Below are 18,255 nucleotides of genomic sequence, written 5' to 3' on the forward strand. Positions count from 1 at the left end.
AATGTAGCAAAGCTTCAATACAACTCAAGAACAGCATTCTAACAACAAACTATACGCCGTACTGCTCACGGTAATGCTGCATTTTTGCTAGTTGGGTCGCGTCTTTATGCTGGCCGTTTTGTGTACCATGGTCGTCAGCTAAATAACTGATTAAATCGTCAATGTTGACGAGTGCACGCACCGGTACTTTTAGGGTCACTACGAGCTCTTGTATAGCAGAATAATCGCTTTGGCCTTTTTCTTTACGATCAAGGGCTACAATAATACCTGCAACGCTTGCGCCAGCTTGCTCTAATATCTCGACCACTTCGCGCATCGCTGTGCCAGCAGTAATAACATCGTCAAGTACCCAGACAGCTTTGCCACTGACATCAGCACCGACTAAGTTACCACCCTCGCCATGAGTTTTGGCTTCTTTACGGTTATAACCCCATTTAGCATTGATACCATGATGCAGCCATAACGCTTGCGCTGTTGCGGCAACGAATGGAATACCTTTATAAGCCGCACCAAAAATGACCAGCTCTTGCTGCTCTGCATCGTTATTGCTAGCATCTATTTGTTCAGCCATCTCTGCGGCCAAGGCATCTGCATAACCGCGCGCTAGTAACGATAACATCTCACCAGTCGCTAGCAAGCCTGCATTAAAAAAATACGGACTGATACGACCAGACTTAAGCACAAACTCACCAAACTTTAAAACTTGATTGTCTAAAGCCAATTGAATAAATTGATGAGATGAGAAAGAAACGTTTTGGGCGTGTTGAGCATTAGTCATTGGGGCATTGAGCATTATGGCTTTCCTATCAGCAAAATAAAGGGCAAAAAATTTGCATTATTGTACGCATTATTGATCAGCTTGACCAACCATTGATGTCGTAATCCTGCATATTGGGATAACGAGTCAACAGGCCACTACGCGATGAGAGATTAAAATAGCATTGACCATCATGGCTCACTTGTATGCCCCAGCCTAAATGGTAAGCCGCAACAATAATATGTCCCGCAAATAGCCGAATCTGACGATACTGATAACGCTGTGCTGGCTCAAGATCAAGCTGACTGAGCAGATAACTACGGACATGCTGACAGATTTGCGCCGCACTATAGCTATGATTGATAGTTTTGCGCGTACTACACTGCTTTAGAGCATGGACAGCGACGCTACACGCCATGATGTCTGTCGCCAAACTGCCCTCGCCTGTCTCAAACTGCTGCGGCTGTAAAATCACTTGCCAATCATCAGCATAAAGACTGCTGAGTAACTCATCAGGATTATAACGTTTGGTCAACGCACGTAACGAGGCAGAAGACGCTTTAGTATTATTTTTATTGGAGCCATTATCATCTTTATTAATCTTTACGGGACTATCAGCAAGCGCAAAACCATAACGATTCAGTTTTGGATAAGCGCGAATCGCCTGCTGAATATCTGACATATCTAATAGAGTCATGTTGCTTAGCGGCGATAATAATGGCTGCTCGCTATGATTTTGATAAAAATTATCAGGAAATTCGACAAGCTTTGCCGCATTTAATAATGACAAATGCTCAGCCAATGCCTCTGACGCAACCAACTCCCATTTCGATAAACTGTCTTCATTAGGCTGATAAAACCGCGCAGAATTTCCATAGAGCCGTCGCAATTGGCCATTTAGGCGTCGAGCAGGCTCTGGAATATCACTTAAAGGCCGCGCAGGGTCAAGTGGCGATTGGCTCGGATCAAAGTTAGGGTGCACGATCGCAGGCTGCTTGCTATCAGGCAACGTAGACGACAGCTCAGCATTGCCTTCTGGCAGCTTATCGCCTATTGCTGCAAGTTCAGCATTGGGTAAGCGATTATCAGAAGTAGAAGGCTGGGTCATGAAATCTCCATAAACTATAAAATATAAAATCAATTCTAATTAAATCAAACTGTCATCTTACTCTTGATGGCGCAAAATATCACGATAACCTACCTGCCAGTCAGGATAATTGAGCCAAGCTAACGGAATGTTGCTATGTAAACGTTTCCCCGTAACAGTTATTTTTTTCTTATCAATAGCAGGAGGCGTCTCTCCTATCTGCTCACTTAACCAAACGCCTAGCTCAAAAGTCGTGACTGGCGCATAGTCAGTGGCGATATAAAGGGGCTTTGGCGCCCCTGTAGTCAGTACATTGGCGATAATATTGACCAAATCACGATCCATAATACGATTGCTCCAGTGTGCGGCTGCCACTGGCTCTTTTTGTGGCTCGCGGGCTTTACGTAGGCGCATTAGACGCTCGCGTCCGTAAATTCCGCTCGGACGAATGACAATGGCTTTATTACCAAAACCTTGTTGCAGCGCTTGTTCTGCTTGGAGTATCACTTTGGAAGCTTCGCGCTCAGGGGTAATAGGCGCGGTATCTTCATCAATCCATTCACCATTATCTTGACCATAAACACCCGTTGAGGAAATAAAAACAACGCGCACAAGGTTGGTTAGCTTATCCGCAAGCTCTGCTAAATGTTGATTAATCGCCAAGTAACTGTCGTGATAACCGCTGGTTGAATATTCATCAGGAGTGACGATAATTGCAATATGAGTAAAGTCTTGCAGCTGCTCAGCGCTAAGCGTCAACGCATCAGCTTGCATAAACTTTGCATTACTATTCAAATCATAATGCTCGCGTTTACTACGAGCAAGACCAGTGACCGAGAAACCGTCCTCAGCAAGTCTATTGGTGACTGGCAGACCGATATCACCTTGTCCGATAATCAGTAAATTTTGCGTACTCATTTTATATCCTTAAAAATAGCGTCTGTATGACAATTGCACATCGTCATTGGCATCGACACGATCTTGCCAGTCGTAGTTGGCATTGATGCGTAATGCTTGTTTTTTATCGATATCGTATTGCAGACCTAAGCTTGAGATCGGCTGCCAATAATGACCGCGGACGTTAGAGTCGTCACTGCTGCCATGATACCAATATGGCAATTGCAATTCAGCCTGCGCGCGTAACTGATTGTTAATCTGATAACGGCAGCCAGCATTTACGCCTGCGCCTACGCGGAAGCCTTTATTCATCCCGCGTCCCGCTTGCCCCTTCCCTGATAACAAGGCATAGCATAGCTGTGGCGGCATCTCACCAGTACCAGCACTAGGTGTACCGAACGCCCACGACCAACCAGTTTCATAGCCAACGCTCCCAACTAAATGGTTCCGACCCTCGGCTTGCGAGCCATCGTTCACGCGCGTCGCTTCGACACTTGCACCCCAAGTCTTGCCTTGCTTAGCAGTATTGACCGGATTAAAAGAGCGTCCGCGCAGCACGGTGAAGTTTTCTAATACCACGCTGTCAGGTTCATTGTCCTTACTGCTATCAGTATCATAAAAGCGCAGCGTAGTGGCAAGCGCTTCTAAATTAAAGAACTGTGAAAATCCTGACGCCCGATCAAGGGTGTCATGAAAGCCTAAACGTAATCCAACATCGACATAGCTATTGTCACCGCGCTGACCAATGCCAATTTGAGCCACTTGCAAAGGATGCCTATCGATAGGATTATTATCCGAGGCGACAATACCGTAATCTATAATCGTTTTTGGGTCAGCATCATCAGCAGATATACTTGATGCCAAATTGCGCTCTGCTGATTTAATATTACGAGCGTCATCTTTAGATAGTTTCTGATAACCAAGCGCCGCAGCTGCCTTAGCCTTATTCAGCTCGGCTTGACGTACGGTACTGTCAGATGGCGTGTAACGAGTATCTGCTAATATACCTTCGTTATTTAGCAGTTGAATCACGTCGGAAGGAATGACGACATAGGGCAATTGACTGAGCAAATCCTGCTCAGGACGCACGACATCAATCAAGCGTAAAATCTCAGAAGCACAGTTGTCCGTGGTGAAATAATAAGGAATGTCTAAATCTTTGGTTTCCCATACATGCAATATGATTTGTTGTACTTCCGCGGGAGTCAAATCCAACTGATACGTCCACGCATCGCGCTCATCGTCTTTGAGATACTTGGCCAGCTTCTCTGGATAAGGATCAATCTCAATTACGTTATTATAAGCACCAGTAGCCGACTTAATAGCGTAAACGGCAAAAGCATCATCAGGATTACCATCGACGGTATCGTTGAGCGCATAAGCATGATGAATTTGGCTAGGATCTGCCGCGCTTGCTGGCGAGTCAATACGCAGCAAAGTGTGAGCAAAAGCGGAGATTGGATTGTCCAAATACTCCTCGGCAAACATAATTGACAGTTGCTCAGGAGCTAGCATGGTCATCCATTTTTTAAGCTCTGGACAGTCAGCTTGCAGGCGCGAAATGTCGATGCCCAAAGTCTCAGTAAGCCAGTGCGTGCGTGCTGGAAAACGACAAATGGCTGAGTTTGAGTTATTGGTAGACTGTGTGATTTGAGGCGCTGCGATTTGATTGGCAAACGCGATGAGCATCGCGTCAAGCTCAGCACTGGCATCCTGTTGTCCACTCGCACTCAGAAAAAACTCTGGACTATCAATTAAGCTTTTGGGCGCACCTTTATTAAATAGCGATTTTTTATCATCTAAAAAATATAATAACCGTCGCCATGTTCTATGCTCGGCAAGATTGTCTGCCTGTACTTGCTTACGCCATGTGGCTAATAGTTGTTCGGCTTGTAGTGAATTAGCTCGATTGTTTTGCACACTCTTATCACTATCCAAATTCACCGCTTTTGCTTGAGGCGCAGCAGTTATATTAGGCGCTAATTCCCCTGTTGTCACTACTGACAATGGCGTTGGCAAAAAAGCCTGCGCATTTGCAGAGAGTAGTAGCCCAGCAATGGCAATCGGCAAACGTGCTCGATGACTACAAGCTCGCAGGCTAATTGTGCTTAAGGTACAATCTACAGATATAGAAGACGGCTTTATAGACATGAGGTAAAATCTCGCACGTTATTATTGATAGGCTGGTAGCGCTGCTAAGGTCTAGTCAACAAGTTCTGCTAGGCTGTTGACTTAAATATTTCAAAAGTTATCTTGGAACTAAATTATTTAATTATTTGGCTCTTAAGTATATAAATTATGTTTGTTATTATTTTACGAAAATTTATTAGATAAATGCTTTAGCTGCATACTTGTTAATACCATTATATAAAGAGAACATTATGCTCAGTTCAGCTATTCCATCGTCAATGACTATCAAAGATGGCCTATTATCCGACGCGACATGGCTTGCATCACCGAATAACAATAGACGACCTGACGATACGACCATTGATACTATCGTCATTCATAATATTAGCCTACCACCCAATGAGTTTGGCGCCTGTGGCACTGACGGCGTACATTATGTAAAAGCGCTATTTACCAATCAATTAGACTGGGATGCACATCCTTATTTTCAGACAATTAGAGGCGCAGAAGTTTCAGCGCACCTATTTATCGAACGTGATGGCACTATTACTCAATTTGTAAATTTCAATGAACGCGCGTGGCATGCGGGCAGATCAAGCTACCTTGGCCTACCTGAATGTAACGATTATAGCATCGGCATCGAGCTTGAAGGGTCAGATTTTGTGACCTTCACCACCGCTCAATACGACACGCTCGCAGCAGTAGTCGCCGCTATATACGCCGCCTATCCTAAAACCCGCCGACACCTAACCGGACACAGTGATATTGCACCGGGACGTAAGACAGATCCTGGTGATTATTTTGAATGGGCGAAGTTACGCGGGCTAGTGGCCGAGAAATTCTGTAAGTAGCGATTACTCATAATAACAGCAGCATTCAATTCCACATTCAATTCATTTATCTATACTATAGATATGCCATGAAAGTGCTATAATCCGTCAGTTTTTTGGAAACAGTAAATCAGCAAACAACCATCAGTAAACAACTTAGCAAAATAGGTTCTCATGGCAAAAAGTCGGTTATTTCGTTCAACCATGGTGGTCAGTAGCATGACCATGCTGTCTCGTATCTTAGGTCTGGTGCGCGATATCGTATTGTTAGGTGTCTTTGGCGCAGGTGGTCTGATGGATGCCTTTTTGGTTGCCTTTAAGATACCTAACTTTTTGCGACGTCTGTTTGCTGAAGGTGCATTTAGCCAAGCTTTCGTTCCTGTACTGTCCGAATATAAAGAAAAATACAGCCTACAACAGGTACAGATTTTAGTCAGTCGTACCTCAGGGGCACTGTTGCTGGTTTTATCCATGCTGACAGTCGTTGTCATTTTAATCGCACCTTGGGTAGTGACATTATTTGCGCCTGGATTTGCCGATCAACCGGACAAATTTGCCATTACCGCTGAGTTGCTACGTCTGACCTTCCCTTACTTGCTATTTATTTCTATGACCGCTTTTGCCAGTGGTATCTTGCAAAGCTACGGGCGCTTTGCTGCGCCAGCTTTTGCACCGGTATTATTAAACTTGTGTATGATTGGCGGTGCACTGATTTTTGCCCCGATGTTCGATACGCCGATTATGGCGCTCGGTTATGCAGTTGCTATCGCAGGTTTGCTGCAGTTCTTACTTCAACTGCCGCAGTTATGGCAACAAAAACTGCTGGTTGCACCTAAAATTGATTTTCAGCACGAAGGTGTTAAGCGTATTCTAAAATTGATGCTACCTGCTATCTTTGGCGTCTCTGTCACTCAGATTAACCTACTGCTCAATACCGTATTCGCTTCTCTCATGATAGGCGGTTCAGTCTCTTGGTTATATGCTGCGGAACGTATGAGCGAGCTACCACTAGGACTAATCGGTGTGGCTATCGGTACGGTTATTCTACCCAGCTTGTCAAAAAGTGAAGCGCAAAAAGATGATGTTAGCTTTAAAAAGACTATTGATTGGGCAGCGCGGCTAATTATTTTGGTTGGTGTTCCAGCATCGGCAGCCTTATTTATACTGGCAGATGTGCTCATGCAGGCGCTGTTTTTACGTGGTGAGTTTACCTTACGTGATGCACAAATGAGCTCGTTGGCGCTACGTAGTATGGCCGGCGGAATTTTGGGATTCATGTTGATTAAAATCTTTGCACCAGCATTTTTTGCGCGTCAAGATACCAGAACACCAGTAAAAATCGGTATTATTTCCGTGTTTGCCAATATGGTTTTCAGTGTTATTTTTATCGGGATATTTTACTTTTTCAAAATACCATTGCATGGTGCCTTGGCTTTAGCGACTACGGGTGCAGCATTCGTGAACGCAGGCTTGTTATATTACTTCTTACACAAGCGTGATATTTTCCGCTTTGGCAGCCATTGGAAAAAGCTTTTTGCCCAGTTTGCGATTTCTACAAGCGCTATGGTCGCAGTCCTTTATGTCATGCTGCCCTACTTCCCAACCGATGATGCTCAATGGCGACGTATAGCGGCTCTGCTCATTATGTGTGCGGTTGGCGCAGTAGTTTATGGCGTAGTATTATTAGCAACAGGCTTCCGTCCTCGTCAGCTAAAACATGGTTAAAACCAAATAAAACGCTGACTTACGAAACCAAAACAAGCTTAGTATGAGAATTGACAGTGCATGACGTTGATAATTGCCATAATGAGTTTTTAATGCATAAATGAATTTTGAGGACCAATATGACAACTAAACAATCTATCCTGCTACGTTTGCCAACCATACTGTCTGCTGGCGTGCTGAGCACCGGACTAGTTATAAGTGGTTGTAGCAACAACGATAATGTAGAAACAGAGACAGCTGCCAATAGTACTGAAAATACTACAGATGTTGTGGAAGTATCTGAGAACGATGTAGCTGGTCAGGCAGAATTAATTGATACTGATAATGCTGCTGAAAGTCAGCAAATAGCTGAGAGCTCTGCTAACAAGCAAAAAAGCCTAGTTACCAATCCGACCGAAGCTGGCACACCAGAAGATACTGTCAAAAAAGCTCTAGATAGCTTATATGATGGCGATGTGCAGCAAGCCGCTGGATACTATAAGGTAGATATGGCAAATTTTGAAGAAGAGCTGGCTAAGACTCAGTCTGCTTTTCAGCAAACTGTCGATGGCGTCACTATTACTGATACTAAATACAATAATGATAAAACCCACGCCACTATCACTGGTGAATTGATGTTAAAAGGTCAAAGTGAGCCTGCGCCATTGACTTATGAATTGCAGAAAATAGACAACCAATGGAAGATTCTAGGTTAAATCTACTCCTTGCCTTCACTTAACATTATTTGTCTGACGTCACTGCTTTACCTAGCATGACAACGTCAGCGATGAAACCCTCCATATCGCAAACTTTCGGCATATGTCCCCACTGCTCAAAACCAAGCTTACGGAATAATCCTAAGCTTGGCTGGTTATGGGCAAATATAAGTGCGATTACATTGTGAATACCTAGACTTGGCGCTCGTGTTAGCATCCAGCGCGTCAGTAAGCTACCCAGTCCTTTTCCATGATAATCCTGATGCAAGTAGATACTGATTTCAGTGCTGATATGGTACGCGGTACGTGCATACAAATCACTAAAGCTGCCCCACGCGACGATTGGCGACGCTGTTTGCGCTGTGCTTTCGTTAGCCTCATTCGCCAATTTAACAACCGCTCTAACAACATAGATTGGGCGCGTTAGACTATTTAGATGCTCCTCAAACCATTCTGCACGCTCTTCACAAGTTACTGGAGCAAGATTGGCCGTTGCTTGTTTGCCCGCAATGCTTTGATTATAGATTGCTAAAATCTCTGGCAAATCAGCCTTGCTGGCACGCTGCACAGTAAATTGCTCATTGAGATTATATGTTGGAGATGTCGATGGTATATCGTTCAAAGCAATGTCAGTCATAGGGTCTCCATAGCTAATGGTAAAGTTTGTGATAAACAATTAAAAATCAATCTTGGTTATTAAACATAGTCAATCTACAGTCGCATTTATTACAGTTATTAAAGAAGAATGGGCGTAGGCGTATATGGGATACTGCAAGCGAGATTAACGCCGTCACTCTTTTATAGTGGATTGACTATACTTGTATTATCAGCAGACTATAGGATGTTAGTATGGCTATTTTACTTTATAATGGCTGGTTTTAGACACATCAATCTTTAATAGAGATGTGTTTTTTCTTTTTTATCTGTTCTTATCTATCATAGCTGAAAATTTATGAACACCTATTTTCTTGAGCAACTGATTGCGTCGCCAAGCACTTTGCCTGCAAATACTAGCCCAGTAGATTTAGCGCCCTGTGTGCTGACTATCGGCAACTTCGACGGTGTGCATTTAGGTCATCAAGCGATGTTAGCCCAAGTTCGTGACATTGCTGACGCGCAAAACCTTAACTCTGCCGTCATGATATTTGAACCACAGCCGCGTGAATTTTTCTCACCAGCGACTGCTCCTGCGCGCCTGACCAATCTTGCAGAAAAGCAAGCCTTGCTCGCAGAATATGGCATTGAGACACTGATTGTAGCAGGCTTTGATAGCGATTTTCGCTCATTATCAGCGCAAGCATTCGCTGATCTTTTAGCACTACGCTTGAACGTAAAATCTTTGGTATTAGGTGATGACTTCAAATTTGGTCATGACCGTACCGGCGACAGTCAGTTTTTGCGTGACTATGGCTTGCATGTCACCAATTTACATACCGTCACGGATGAAAGCGATGCAGCTGAGCGCATTAGCTCTACTCGTGTTCGCGATCTATTATTAGCCGGTGACCTTGACGCTGCTAACACTCTGCTCGGCCGCGACTATACCATTACAGGGTTAGTCATCGGTGGTGATAAAATTGGTCGTACCATGGACTTCCCCACTGCTAATATCGATTTAGAACGCTTAAAACCTGCTCTACACGGTATTTTCGCAGTTGACGTGGTCAGCTTAGATGATGATGGAAAAGTAATACCTAATGGTTTAACAGCACTCGCTGTTGATGGCAAAACAGGCGTCGCAGGCTTACGTCCGTATAGCTTGTTTGGTACAGCGAGTATCGGTACCAGACCCTCTGTCGATAAAGAGCGTGACTGGCGCTTGGAAGTACATTTTCCAGCGTTGCAAGCTGATCTATATGGCTTGACGCTGCAAGTACGATTTTTACATTATCTGCATGGCGAACGACATTATGACGGTTTAGAGGCCTTAAAAATAGGCATTCATAACGATGTAAAAGAATTACTTGATTGGCGCTCAAAGCAGAAAATAAGTTAAAAAGTATGCTTAATTTATAGGCAGAAAAAAACCCACAACCTTAACGCTTGTGGGTTTTCGTTTTAATCAATCTTTTTTATTTTTCTAAGCATCTGGGTGCATGCGTACATTTAAGTCATCAATAACTTCTACCCATGCCGCATCTTTTTCCCACTCTTCTTGTAAGAACATACGCTGATTATCATTCCAGACATCAGACTCTGTTAACTTCTCTTCTTTCGCTAATTTATGTTTTTCAACAAAGCTATCAATCGCTTCGTCAGAGCTATCAAGCCCTAGCTGTGCAAATAATTCATTCATATTGTATTCAGGTTCACCCAACATACTTTTTCTCCTTAAGTGCTACGGATTCAATTGTGCTTATTATTTGAACTAACGTATTCATTGTAGCAAGCTTTATTTTAAAAGCTGTTATTCAACGTTAATCTAACGTTATCAATTGTGTTAACGACTGATTATCAAAAACTAAGAAATCACAGTGCATTGATAACCAAAAATTCAGCATAAATTATTAATGATGCGAATGTTAAAGTACAAAAAAGCCCTCTATATAGAAGGCTTTTTTACATAATACGAATTATAAATAGCGCCAAAGTCTTAGCAAGCTACTTAATTATGGTAATAAATGTGCTACTGCATCACGCTCTTCGCTAAGCTCTTGCTCAGTCGCCGCCATTTTCTCTTTTGAGAAATCTGATGACACATCAACGCCGTCTACGATAGACCAGTCGCCGTTAGCGCAGGTAACTGGGAATGAGTAGATTAAGCCTTCAGCAATACCGTATTCGCCGTTTGAGTAAACACCCATTGATACCCAATCGTTTTCATCACTACCTAGTGCCCACGTGCGCATGTGTGCAATGGCAGCATTGGCAGCAGAAGCGGCAGATGATGCACCGCGAGCTTTAATAATCGCTGCACCGCGCTGTTGTACTTCTGGGATATAAGTGTTTTCGTACCAATCGCGATCTACTAGATCTAGCGCTGGCTTACCGTTTACGGTACAAGCGGTTAGGTCTGGATACTGAGTTGATGAATGGTTGCCCCAGATAGTCATGTTTTTGATGTCATTAACAGTGCTGTCAGTTTTGTCAGCTAACTGTGCCATAGCACGGTTATGATCTAGGCGAGTCATGGCAGTAAAGTTACGTGGGTCAAGATCTGGTGCATTACGCTGAGCGATAAGCGCGTTGGTATTCGCAGGGTTACCCACGACCAATACTTTTACATCACGGCTTGCAACATCGTTCAATGCTTTACCTTGTGCTGAGAAAATCGCAGCATTGGCTTCTAGCAAATCTTTACGTTCCATACCTGGGCCACGCGGACGTGCGCCAACAAGTAATGCATAGTCGATATCTTTAAATGCAACGTTAGCATCATCAGTTTGAACGATACCGGCCAACAATGGGAATGCACAGTCTTCTAGTTCCATGACTACACCCTTTAGGGCGTCAAGAGCTGGTGTGATTTCAAGTAATTGCAAAATAACTGGCTGATCTTTACCTAGCATCTCGCCAGATGCAATACGAAATAGCATCGCGTAGCTGATATTACCAGCGGCACCAGTCACGGCAACACGTAAAGGCTGTTTCATAGAATACTCCCTAATTAATTATTAGATAATGTCGTCATCATTATATAGACAGGCATATTAGATATGGACTTGCTCAATGAGGTATAGACTTGCTCAATGGTAGCGGTCACAAACCGAAAGCTAGTGTAGCACTTCGTTCGGTAAACCGTCTAGAGATAACAACGCGCTTACTGATGTCTATATTGTTACATTTTATACATACAAAAGTTTGTCAGCAAAAAAGACTGTCTGATTAAATAGTAAGTATAGAAAACACAAAAGCCGCCCTAAAGAGGCGGCTTTAATACGTTAATGTATATCTCTAATACTCATAAGCAGCATTGCTCAGGTATAACTATTTACCACCTGAAATAATGAAATTGTTGCCGCAACTGTTTATCACCTCATTGCATCTACCGAATTGACCACCGTCATAACAGACATGGATGTCAGTAAGCACAGACTGACGGCGACTACCAGCCTGACAGATTAAGTCAATACTAGCAGAAGACATTCCACTATTGAGACGAGTCATTTGACTAATAAAACGAGACTTTGAAACTGTGTAGCTATTGCCCGTATTCAACTCGCTAGGTAGTTTTAATGCTCCTGCATAGTTGGTGATTTGACGAAAATAACTGCTAGCACTAAGCGGGCTACACGCACCGTAATGTTGCCATGCTTGGCTGCGCACAGTGGTATCAGGCATGATACGGTTGACTACTTTTAATTGTAATGGAGTCAGGCGCGGATCACTACCGCGTCCACAGCGCTCACCATAACCCATATCTAAGCCAGATACTGTTAAAGAGTAACCTTCTAAACATTGACGCATACGTGCGCGTGAAGGTTGCAAATTACATAAAGCTGGAGTCATCTCAATCATTAACACTCGCTGACCAGTCTGAACCGCATTTGCTGCCTGCGCAGGTAGTGACAGCATAACTTGTAGCAATGCTAAACCTGTAATACTTAAAGTGAGATGACTTAGAGTAAAAGGACTTAGAGTGAAAGGATAGACTTTATCAAAAGTGGTGTTCTGACAGCTTTCTGAGCAATGCTTTTTTGATCGATCGTTTTTCAAAACCGGCTGCCATAATTGAGTCTTTGAGCTCGATACCCTAATAAACTGTTGCACATACCTCTTAACAGATGATTGAAATCTGATAGATATCTGCATAAGCCGATTTGGGTCATTATTTATCATAAGTAAAAAAACATTCAATAGTTATTAGGCGTGAATAATACATTCAGGCAACATCATACAGTGAAATGCACCTAAGTTTTAGGTTTAAAATACCAATAATTAAAGTAGTAACTCTGAATATACAATTTAGTAAAAGTTTTTTAATAACGATAGGTTATCAGATATTAACTAAAGTAATGGTAGCAAAACTCCTTTCTTAATCTATAGCAAATACGTAAGCTGACAGTTAAGTCCTAAGCACGGCACGTACATGCTAACGATCAAGCGCTTTACTACCACTTATAGCAATTTAGGCCTACATTTTAATGTTTTGGTAGACCTAAGTAATGTATACCTTTAAAACGCTGCTGGAACAGTACCCATGCGCTCACTGATAGGCTTAGCACGACCTAACAAACTACTATAGACAGTTGCATTTTCCATTACATGTTTAACGTAATTACGAGTCTCAGGATAAGCTATTGACTCAACATACTGATCAGAGGCCAACGAACCATAGGTAGGTTGCCAACGCTTAGCGTTGTTTGGGCCAGCATTATAACCTGCAGTTGCCAGTACAGGCTGATAGTTCAGCTTGCCTAAGATATCACTCATATACCATGTGCCATAACGAATATTGGTATCACCACTATTGGCACGGCTGGCACTATACGACTCGCCTAAATTACGAGCAATATACTTTGCCGTATCAGGCATGATTTGCATAAGCCCGCTAGCACCAACGTTAGAACGCGCTGATGTTACAAAGCGACTTTCTTGACGCATAATGCCGTATGCCCATGCTGGGTCGATACCTGCCGACTGACTATAACGTACCACTGAATCTTGGTGCGGCATTGGATGTGATAGCGCCAAGCTATTTACTTTGTCAGTATTATCAGCAGCATAGATAGCGCGATCAAGCCAGCCCATATCATGTGCTTGACGAGCTGCTGCAATAATCAAGCCATCATCACGATTATCACGTGCCTGCTTCACCGCCCAGTTCCACTCGCGATTGGCATAGGCACGGCTGGCATCTGCATTGTATAGTGCAAAAGCACGCGCAAAATGTTGGTTCTGCAAAACACGTGCTTTATCAGCATTACTTACGTTCGGCAAGCTACTACCACCTAAACTATTAGCATCAAAGCGTTGACCAACTTTATCTTTTGCCAACAAACCATAGTAATCATTACTTTTGGCCAAATGCTGATACATCTTCTTAGCAGTATTGCGCTTACCACTGTTACTCGATTGCTCGTACGCACGTGCCAACCAATATTGCCACTGATTTAGTTTTTGAGTTTCAGCATCCATTTGTGAGATAGATTCAACTACATCATCCCAACGGCTAAAACGAATGGCGGCTTTAGCATAGTCTTCAGCTTCTTCGAAGTTGAAATCATCATCTAAGCTATTGCGGAACCAGTCAACGGCCTCAGAGCTAAAGCCATCATCGGTGGTATGGTTCATGCGCTGCACACCAATGATACGATAAGCATAACGGCGCGTATCATCGTTTAACAGCTTCGCTGAGCGCTGATTGTCTTGTTTGATATCGAAATCTAACTGCATTGCAGCCTCGCTGTATGACTTCTCGGCGAGTCGCCCAATCGCATACAGATATAGATATTGATTGGTTTGGTTATTAGGCTGCATACCAAAGCGTCCAAAATAGGCGCTTGGATTCAGCTGAATCTCACTCAATGCTGAATAAGAAATGGGAGTGCCAAGGCGTGATGATAAGGCCATGATATCGCCCGTCTTGCCTTTGCGTAACATACGTTTGAGACGTGATGCCCGATCCTGATTACTGATTAGTGTATTATTATTAAGCTCAGTTGCTAGCTGATCGCACAATGCAGGCTGTTTGAGCGTGTTCAACCAAACGTCCGACTTTTCTGCCAACGCTCGCATAGTGTCGCCACCACTATTAAATCCAAGTCCAATTGCACAGCGCTCACTACGATCACCATTGGTAACCAAATTGGCAACTTGACGTACCGACGCATAATCACCTGAAGCGGCTTTTGCTTCTGCAAAGTCAGCGACTAATTTTTCAGCCATGACAGTATCAGGATATTGACGGACGAACTGTGATATGGCAGCAGAGCTTTGGGCATTTAAGTCCAGATTCATACGCCAATATGTTGGATACATGGCAAATAATCCGCCACTCATTAATTGCTCATAATTAAATAGTGCACTGACATCACCACGTTCTGCAGCCAATGCAGCGGCCGTGAAATAATCCACACTATTGTCTTGCTGGTAGCTCTCACCATAAGGTGCAGGCTGTGCACAGGCTACTTGCGACAATCCAAGCGCACTCATTGCCGTAGCGACACTCAGTGCACCAATACGCAACGAGCGAGCTTGTAAGCATGCAGCGGTCATGTGGCTAAGACGTTTGGACGGATGACTCATAGAAGCATCCATACCATTACATTTAGGCATGTCAAAATTGTTGCGGTGGCTGTTCTTGTGATTGGCAGCAGGCTGCTTTGTCATACTTGCTCTCTTTATTATATTAATGATCATTTTGCACTAGAACGCTAAATAAATAAGTCGTTCTAGCTCTCATATCTGTATTGACTGTCTAAAATAAATGCTTAAAGTTGGCAGGTATAAGATGCGTTAACTATGCGCTAAAATAGTCTAGCATTACGCTCATCTGCCAATCTAACAAATATTTATCACTTTATTACTGTTTGCTTAGGATCGAACTAATGTACGATGATAAGGGCATAATACTCATCATACTATATTCGTCTGACTTTCAACCACCACCCTTACTATTTATCAATAAATAAGAGAGTGGCGCGTAACACAAAGGTGATATGACGTTAAACTTCTTCCATCAGCCATACCTATAACGAATTATTGATAAGCAATTGATAGTATTATAAATAATTCATCATGATTGTAGCCGATAGTATACGGTTACTTTTCACATTACTAGATGGTTATGATAAAATACGCCACGCATTAATGGCTTGCCGCTATATTGTTTGATAATTCTTGATAATTGTGGATTTTACTTATGAGTGTTTCTGTATTCGACCCCCGCATTAATGACGCTAGCTCTGAAGCTACTGTCACTGCGCCTGCTATCAATGCACTCGTAGAGCCAAATCTGGCGCAACCATCGGCCGCGACAAAGAAAATATTTATCACCACGCAAGGCTGTCAGATGAACGTCTACGACTCCGGCAAAATGCTTGACGTACTTGGCGATTCGCATGGCATGGTCGTGACCCATGATATCGATGAAGCCGATGTACTGCTCATGAACACTTGCTCAATTCGTGAAAAAGCCCAAGAAAAAGTCTTTTCAGAATTGGGTCGCTGGCGTAAACTGAAAGAAAAACGTCCAGATTTAGTGATCGGTGTTGGTGGCTGCGTAGCCTCGCAAGAAGGCGATAATATTCAAAAACGCGCCCCTTATGTCGATATGATATTTGGCCCACAGACTCTACATCGTCTTCCAGAATTATACGATCAATCGAGCGAGCAACGCGATATAGCACCTAAAAATCGTATTGGTACGATTGATATCTCCTTCCCCAGTATCGAAAAATTTGATTTTCTACCTGAACCAAAAGTAGAGGGTTACAAAGCCTTTGTCTCTGTTATGGAAGGCTGCTCAAAGTATTGCTCGTTTTGTGTGGTTCCCTATACGCGCGGCGAAGAATTATCACGTCCGCTTGATGATGTATTGGCAGAGATTGACAATTTAGCAGCGCAAGGTGTGCGTGAGATTAATCTACTCGGTCAAAACGTTAACGGCTATCGCGGTGAAAAAGATGATGGCAGTATTTGCCGTTTTGCAGAGCTCCTACATTATGTCTCGCATGTCGATGGTGTTGAGCGTATCCGCTATACGACCAGCCATCCGCTAGAATTTACTGACGATATTATTGACGCTTATGCGCAATTACCAGAGCTGGTATCGCACCTGCATCTACCAGTACAAAGTGGCTCGAATAGAATTTTGGCAGCGATGAAACGTAACCACACCATTGATGTTTATATCAATCAGATTAATAAGCTTAGAGCGATTCGTCCTGATATTTATTTATCTAGTGACTTTATCATTGGCTTCCCTGGTGAGTCTGATGAAGACTTTCAAGACACTTTGAATCTGGCAAAAGAGTTGGATTTCGATCACTCTTATAGCTTTATTTATTCTAAGCGTCCGGGCACGCCAGCAGCAGAGCTTGCTGATGATGTGAGCTTCAAAACTAAGAAAGAGCGTTTAGCAGAATTTCAAAAAGTTATCATTGACTCAACGCTTGCCAAAACTCATGAGATGGTTGGCACGACTGCTCGCGTATTAGTTGAACAAATTGCAGACCGTCATCCAGACTGCTTAATCGGTACTGCGGATAACACACGTACCGTCATGTTCCCTTATGACATTGATAAAATGGATGAGCTACTCGGTAAAATCGTTAGTGTACGTGTGACTGACTTTGTGAGTCCGCATATGGTGAAAGGCGAGATTGTCGAAGTGTTGGCTTAAATCTTTAGAAAAATTGAATTAATAAAAAAGCCGTTCGCTACTTACTTATAGCGAACGGCTTCTTTGTGAGTCATATTAATATTAAAAATTATCCATCTTTTACATCATAAAACTATTTAACACTTCAATTAGTAAAGCTGCTGCAATTAAAATAAATATTACCCCGCAACTACGATTCAACCACGTTAAGCGATTGCCCATATCAAGCCAACTTGCCAGCTTTTTGCCACCTAGGGTATAAATAATTTGCCAAATCGTCTCACTTAAAAATAATCCTATGGTTAATAAGATATATTGTGGCCATAGCGGTGCACTAAAATTGATGAATTTAGGAAAAAATGCGGCGAAAAACAAAATCGCTTTTGGGTTAGATAGCGATACCCATATCCCAGTACGAAATAGTGTCATATTGCTCGGTGATACTCTAACTGCCGCACTCGATAGTGAGCGCGGCTGCGGCGTTTTTTTATCAGTCACAGATGACATCGTATCAGGATAGTCAGCCGCGACCTCCTCGCTCATTTCGCGAGCATCACTCATTAAGCTGCCATCACCAGCATCGCGCCATGAGCTGATACCCAAATAGATTAGATATGCTGCGCCTACTGCTTTAATAACAGTGAGCAGCCAAGGTGACTGGCGACTAATTACATCCAAGCCAAGCAAGGTTGAAAGCAATAGAATGAACAAACCAAGGCTTAATCCTGCCAGCGTCCATAGCGTCCGCTTCACCCCATAGTTCATGCCATACTGAAATGCGAGTAGCATATTGGGACCAGGAGTCGCTGAGATAAAAAACGTACTTGCAAAAAACACCGCAAACAGATGCCAAGACATCAACTAACCCC

The 18,255-nt window shown here is 43.1% G+C and carries 15 protein-coding genes; 5 read left to right on the forward strand and 10 right to left on the reverse strand.

Annotation, left to right across the window (positions count from 1 at the left end):
• Nucleotides 1-49: 49 nt before the first annotated feature.
• The 4 genes from pyrE to AK825_RS11640 form a co-directional block, all read right to left on the reverse strand.
• Nucleotides 50-778, reverse strand: a complete 729-nt coding sequence (gene pyrE / locus AK825_RS11625) for an orotate phosphoribosyltransferase (protein ID WP_068039414.1) — start codon at nucleotides 776-778, stop codon at nucleotides 50-52.
• A gap of 76 nt (nucleotides 779-854) precedes the next feature.
• On the reverse strand, nucleotides 855-1,865 hold the full coding sequence (locus AK825_RS11630) for a hypothetical protein (protein ID WP_068037586.1): 1,011 nt from the start codon (nucleotides 1,863-1,865) through the stop codon (nucleotides 855-857).
• Nucleotides 1,866-1,922: 57 nt separating this feature from the next.
• A complete protein-coding gene (locus AK825_RS11635; protein ID WP_068037589.1) occupies nucleotides 1,923-2,762 on the reverse strand; it encodes an SDR family oxidoreductase in 840 nt (279 codons plus the stop codon).
• Between the two features lie 9 nt (nucleotides 2,763-2,771).
• Nucleotides 2,772-4,892, reverse strand: a complete 2,121-nt coding sequence (locus tag AK825_RS11640) for a DUF4105 domain-containing protein (protein ID WP_149038763.1) — start codon at nucleotides 4,890-4,892, stop codon at nucleotides 2,772-2,774.
• A 230-nt stretch (nucleotides 4,893-5,122) separates the two neighbouring features.
• Between AK825_RS11640 and ampD the strand changes: the two genes are divergently transcribed.
• From ampD to AK825_RS11655, 3 genes are all read left to right on the forward strand, one after another.
• A complete protein-coding gene (gene ampD / locus AK825_RS11645; protein WP_082787249.1) occupies nucleotides 5,123-5,722 on the forward strand; it encodes a 1,6-anhydro-N-acetylmuramyl-L-alanine amidase AmpD in 600 nt (199 codons plus the stop codon).
• Between the two features lie 153 nt (nucleotides 5,723-5,875).
• Entirely contained in the window at nucleotides 5,876-7,426 is a 1,551-nt protein-coding gene (murJ, locus tag AK825_RS11650; protein ID WP_068037592.1) for a murein biosynthesis integral membrane protein MurJ, read from the forward strand.
• Between the two features lie 119 nt (nucleotides 7,427-7,545).
• Nucleotides 7,546-8,121, forward strand: coding sequence for a hypothetical protein (locus AK825_RS11655; RefSeq protein ID WP_068037595.1), 576 nt, complete (start codon nucleotides 7,546-7,548; stop codon nucleotides 8,119-8,121).
• 25 nt (nucleotides 8,122-8,146) lie between these two features.
• Here the strand turns inward: AK825_RS11655 and AK825_RS11660 are convergent, their stop codons facing one another.
• Nucleotides 8,147-8,758, reverse strand: coding sequence for a GNAT family N-acetyltransferase (locus tag AK825_RS11660; RefSeq protein ID WP_068037597.1), 612 nt, complete (start codon nucleotides 8,756-8,758; stop codon nucleotides 8,147-8,149).
• Nucleotides 8,759-9,073: 315 nt separating this feature from the next.
• Between AK825_RS11660 and ribF the strand changes: the two genes are divergently transcribed.
• Nucleotides 9,074-10,117, forward strand: a complete 1,044-nt coding sequence (ribF, locus tag AK825_RS11665; protein WP_068037598.1) for a riboflavin biosynthesis protein RibF — start codon at nucleotides 9,074-9,076, stop codon at nucleotides 10,115-10,117.
• 84 nt (nucleotides 10,118-10,201) lie between these two features.
• On the opposite strand, the gene AK825_RS11670 is transcribed toward ribF, so the two are convergent.
• From AK825_RS11670 to AK825_RS11685, 4 genes are all read right to left on the reverse strand, one after another.
• On the reverse strand, nucleotides 10,202-10,441 hold the full coding sequence (locus AK825_RS11670; protein WP_068037599.1) for a DUF2789 domain-containing protein: 240 nt from the start codon (nucleotides 10,439-10,441) through the stop codon (nucleotides 10,202-10,204).
• 289 nt (nucleotides 10,442-10,730) lie between these two features.
• The gene (locus AK825_RS11675) at nucleotides 10,731-11,714 is read right to left on the reverse strand and encodes a malate dehydrogenase (RefSeq protein WP_068037600.1); all 984 of its coding nucleotides are present in this window, start codon (nucleotides 11,712-11,714) and stop codon (nucleotides 10,731-10,733) included.
• 334 nt (nucleotides 11,715-12,048) lie between these two features.
• Nucleotides 12,049-12,777, reverse strand: a complete 729-nt coding sequence (locus tag AK825_RS11680) for a hypothetical protein (protein WP_227514066.1) — start codon at nucleotides 12,775-12,777, stop codon at nucleotides 12,049-12,051.
• A gap of 459 nt (nucleotides 12,778-13,236) precedes the next feature.
• Nucleotides 13,237-15,279, reverse strand: coding sequence for a lytic transglycosylase domain-containing protein (locus AK825_RS11685; protein WP_068039423.1), 2,043 nt, complete (start codon nucleotides 15,277-15,279; stop codon nucleotides 13,237-13,239).
• A gap of 646 nt (nucleotides 15,280-15,925) precedes the next feature.
• Between AK825_RS11685 and miaB the strand changes: the two genes are divergently transcribed.
• The gene (miaB, locus tag AK825_RS11690) at nucleotides 15,926-17,407 is read left to right on the forward strand and encodes a tRNA (N6-isopentenyl adenosine(37)-C2)-methylthiotransferase MiaB (protein WP_068037601.1); all 1,482 of its coding nucleotides are present in this window, start codon (nucleotides 15,926-15,928) and stop codon (nucleotides 17,405-17,407) included.
• 99 nt (nucleotides 17,408-17,506) lie between these two features.
• Here the strand turns inward: miaB and AK825_RS11695 are convergent, their stop codons facing one another.
• Entirely contained in the window at nucleotides 17,507-18,244 is a 738-nt protein-coding gene (locus tag AK825_RS11695) for a LysE family translocator (protein ID WP_068037603.1), read from the reverse strand.
• Nucleotides 18,245-18,255: the final 11 nt, after the last annotated feature.

The organism is Psychrobacter sp. P11G5, assembly GCF_001593305.1.
GTDB lineage: Bacteria > Pseudomonadota > Gammaproteobacteria > Pseudomonadales > Moraxellaceae > Psychrobacter.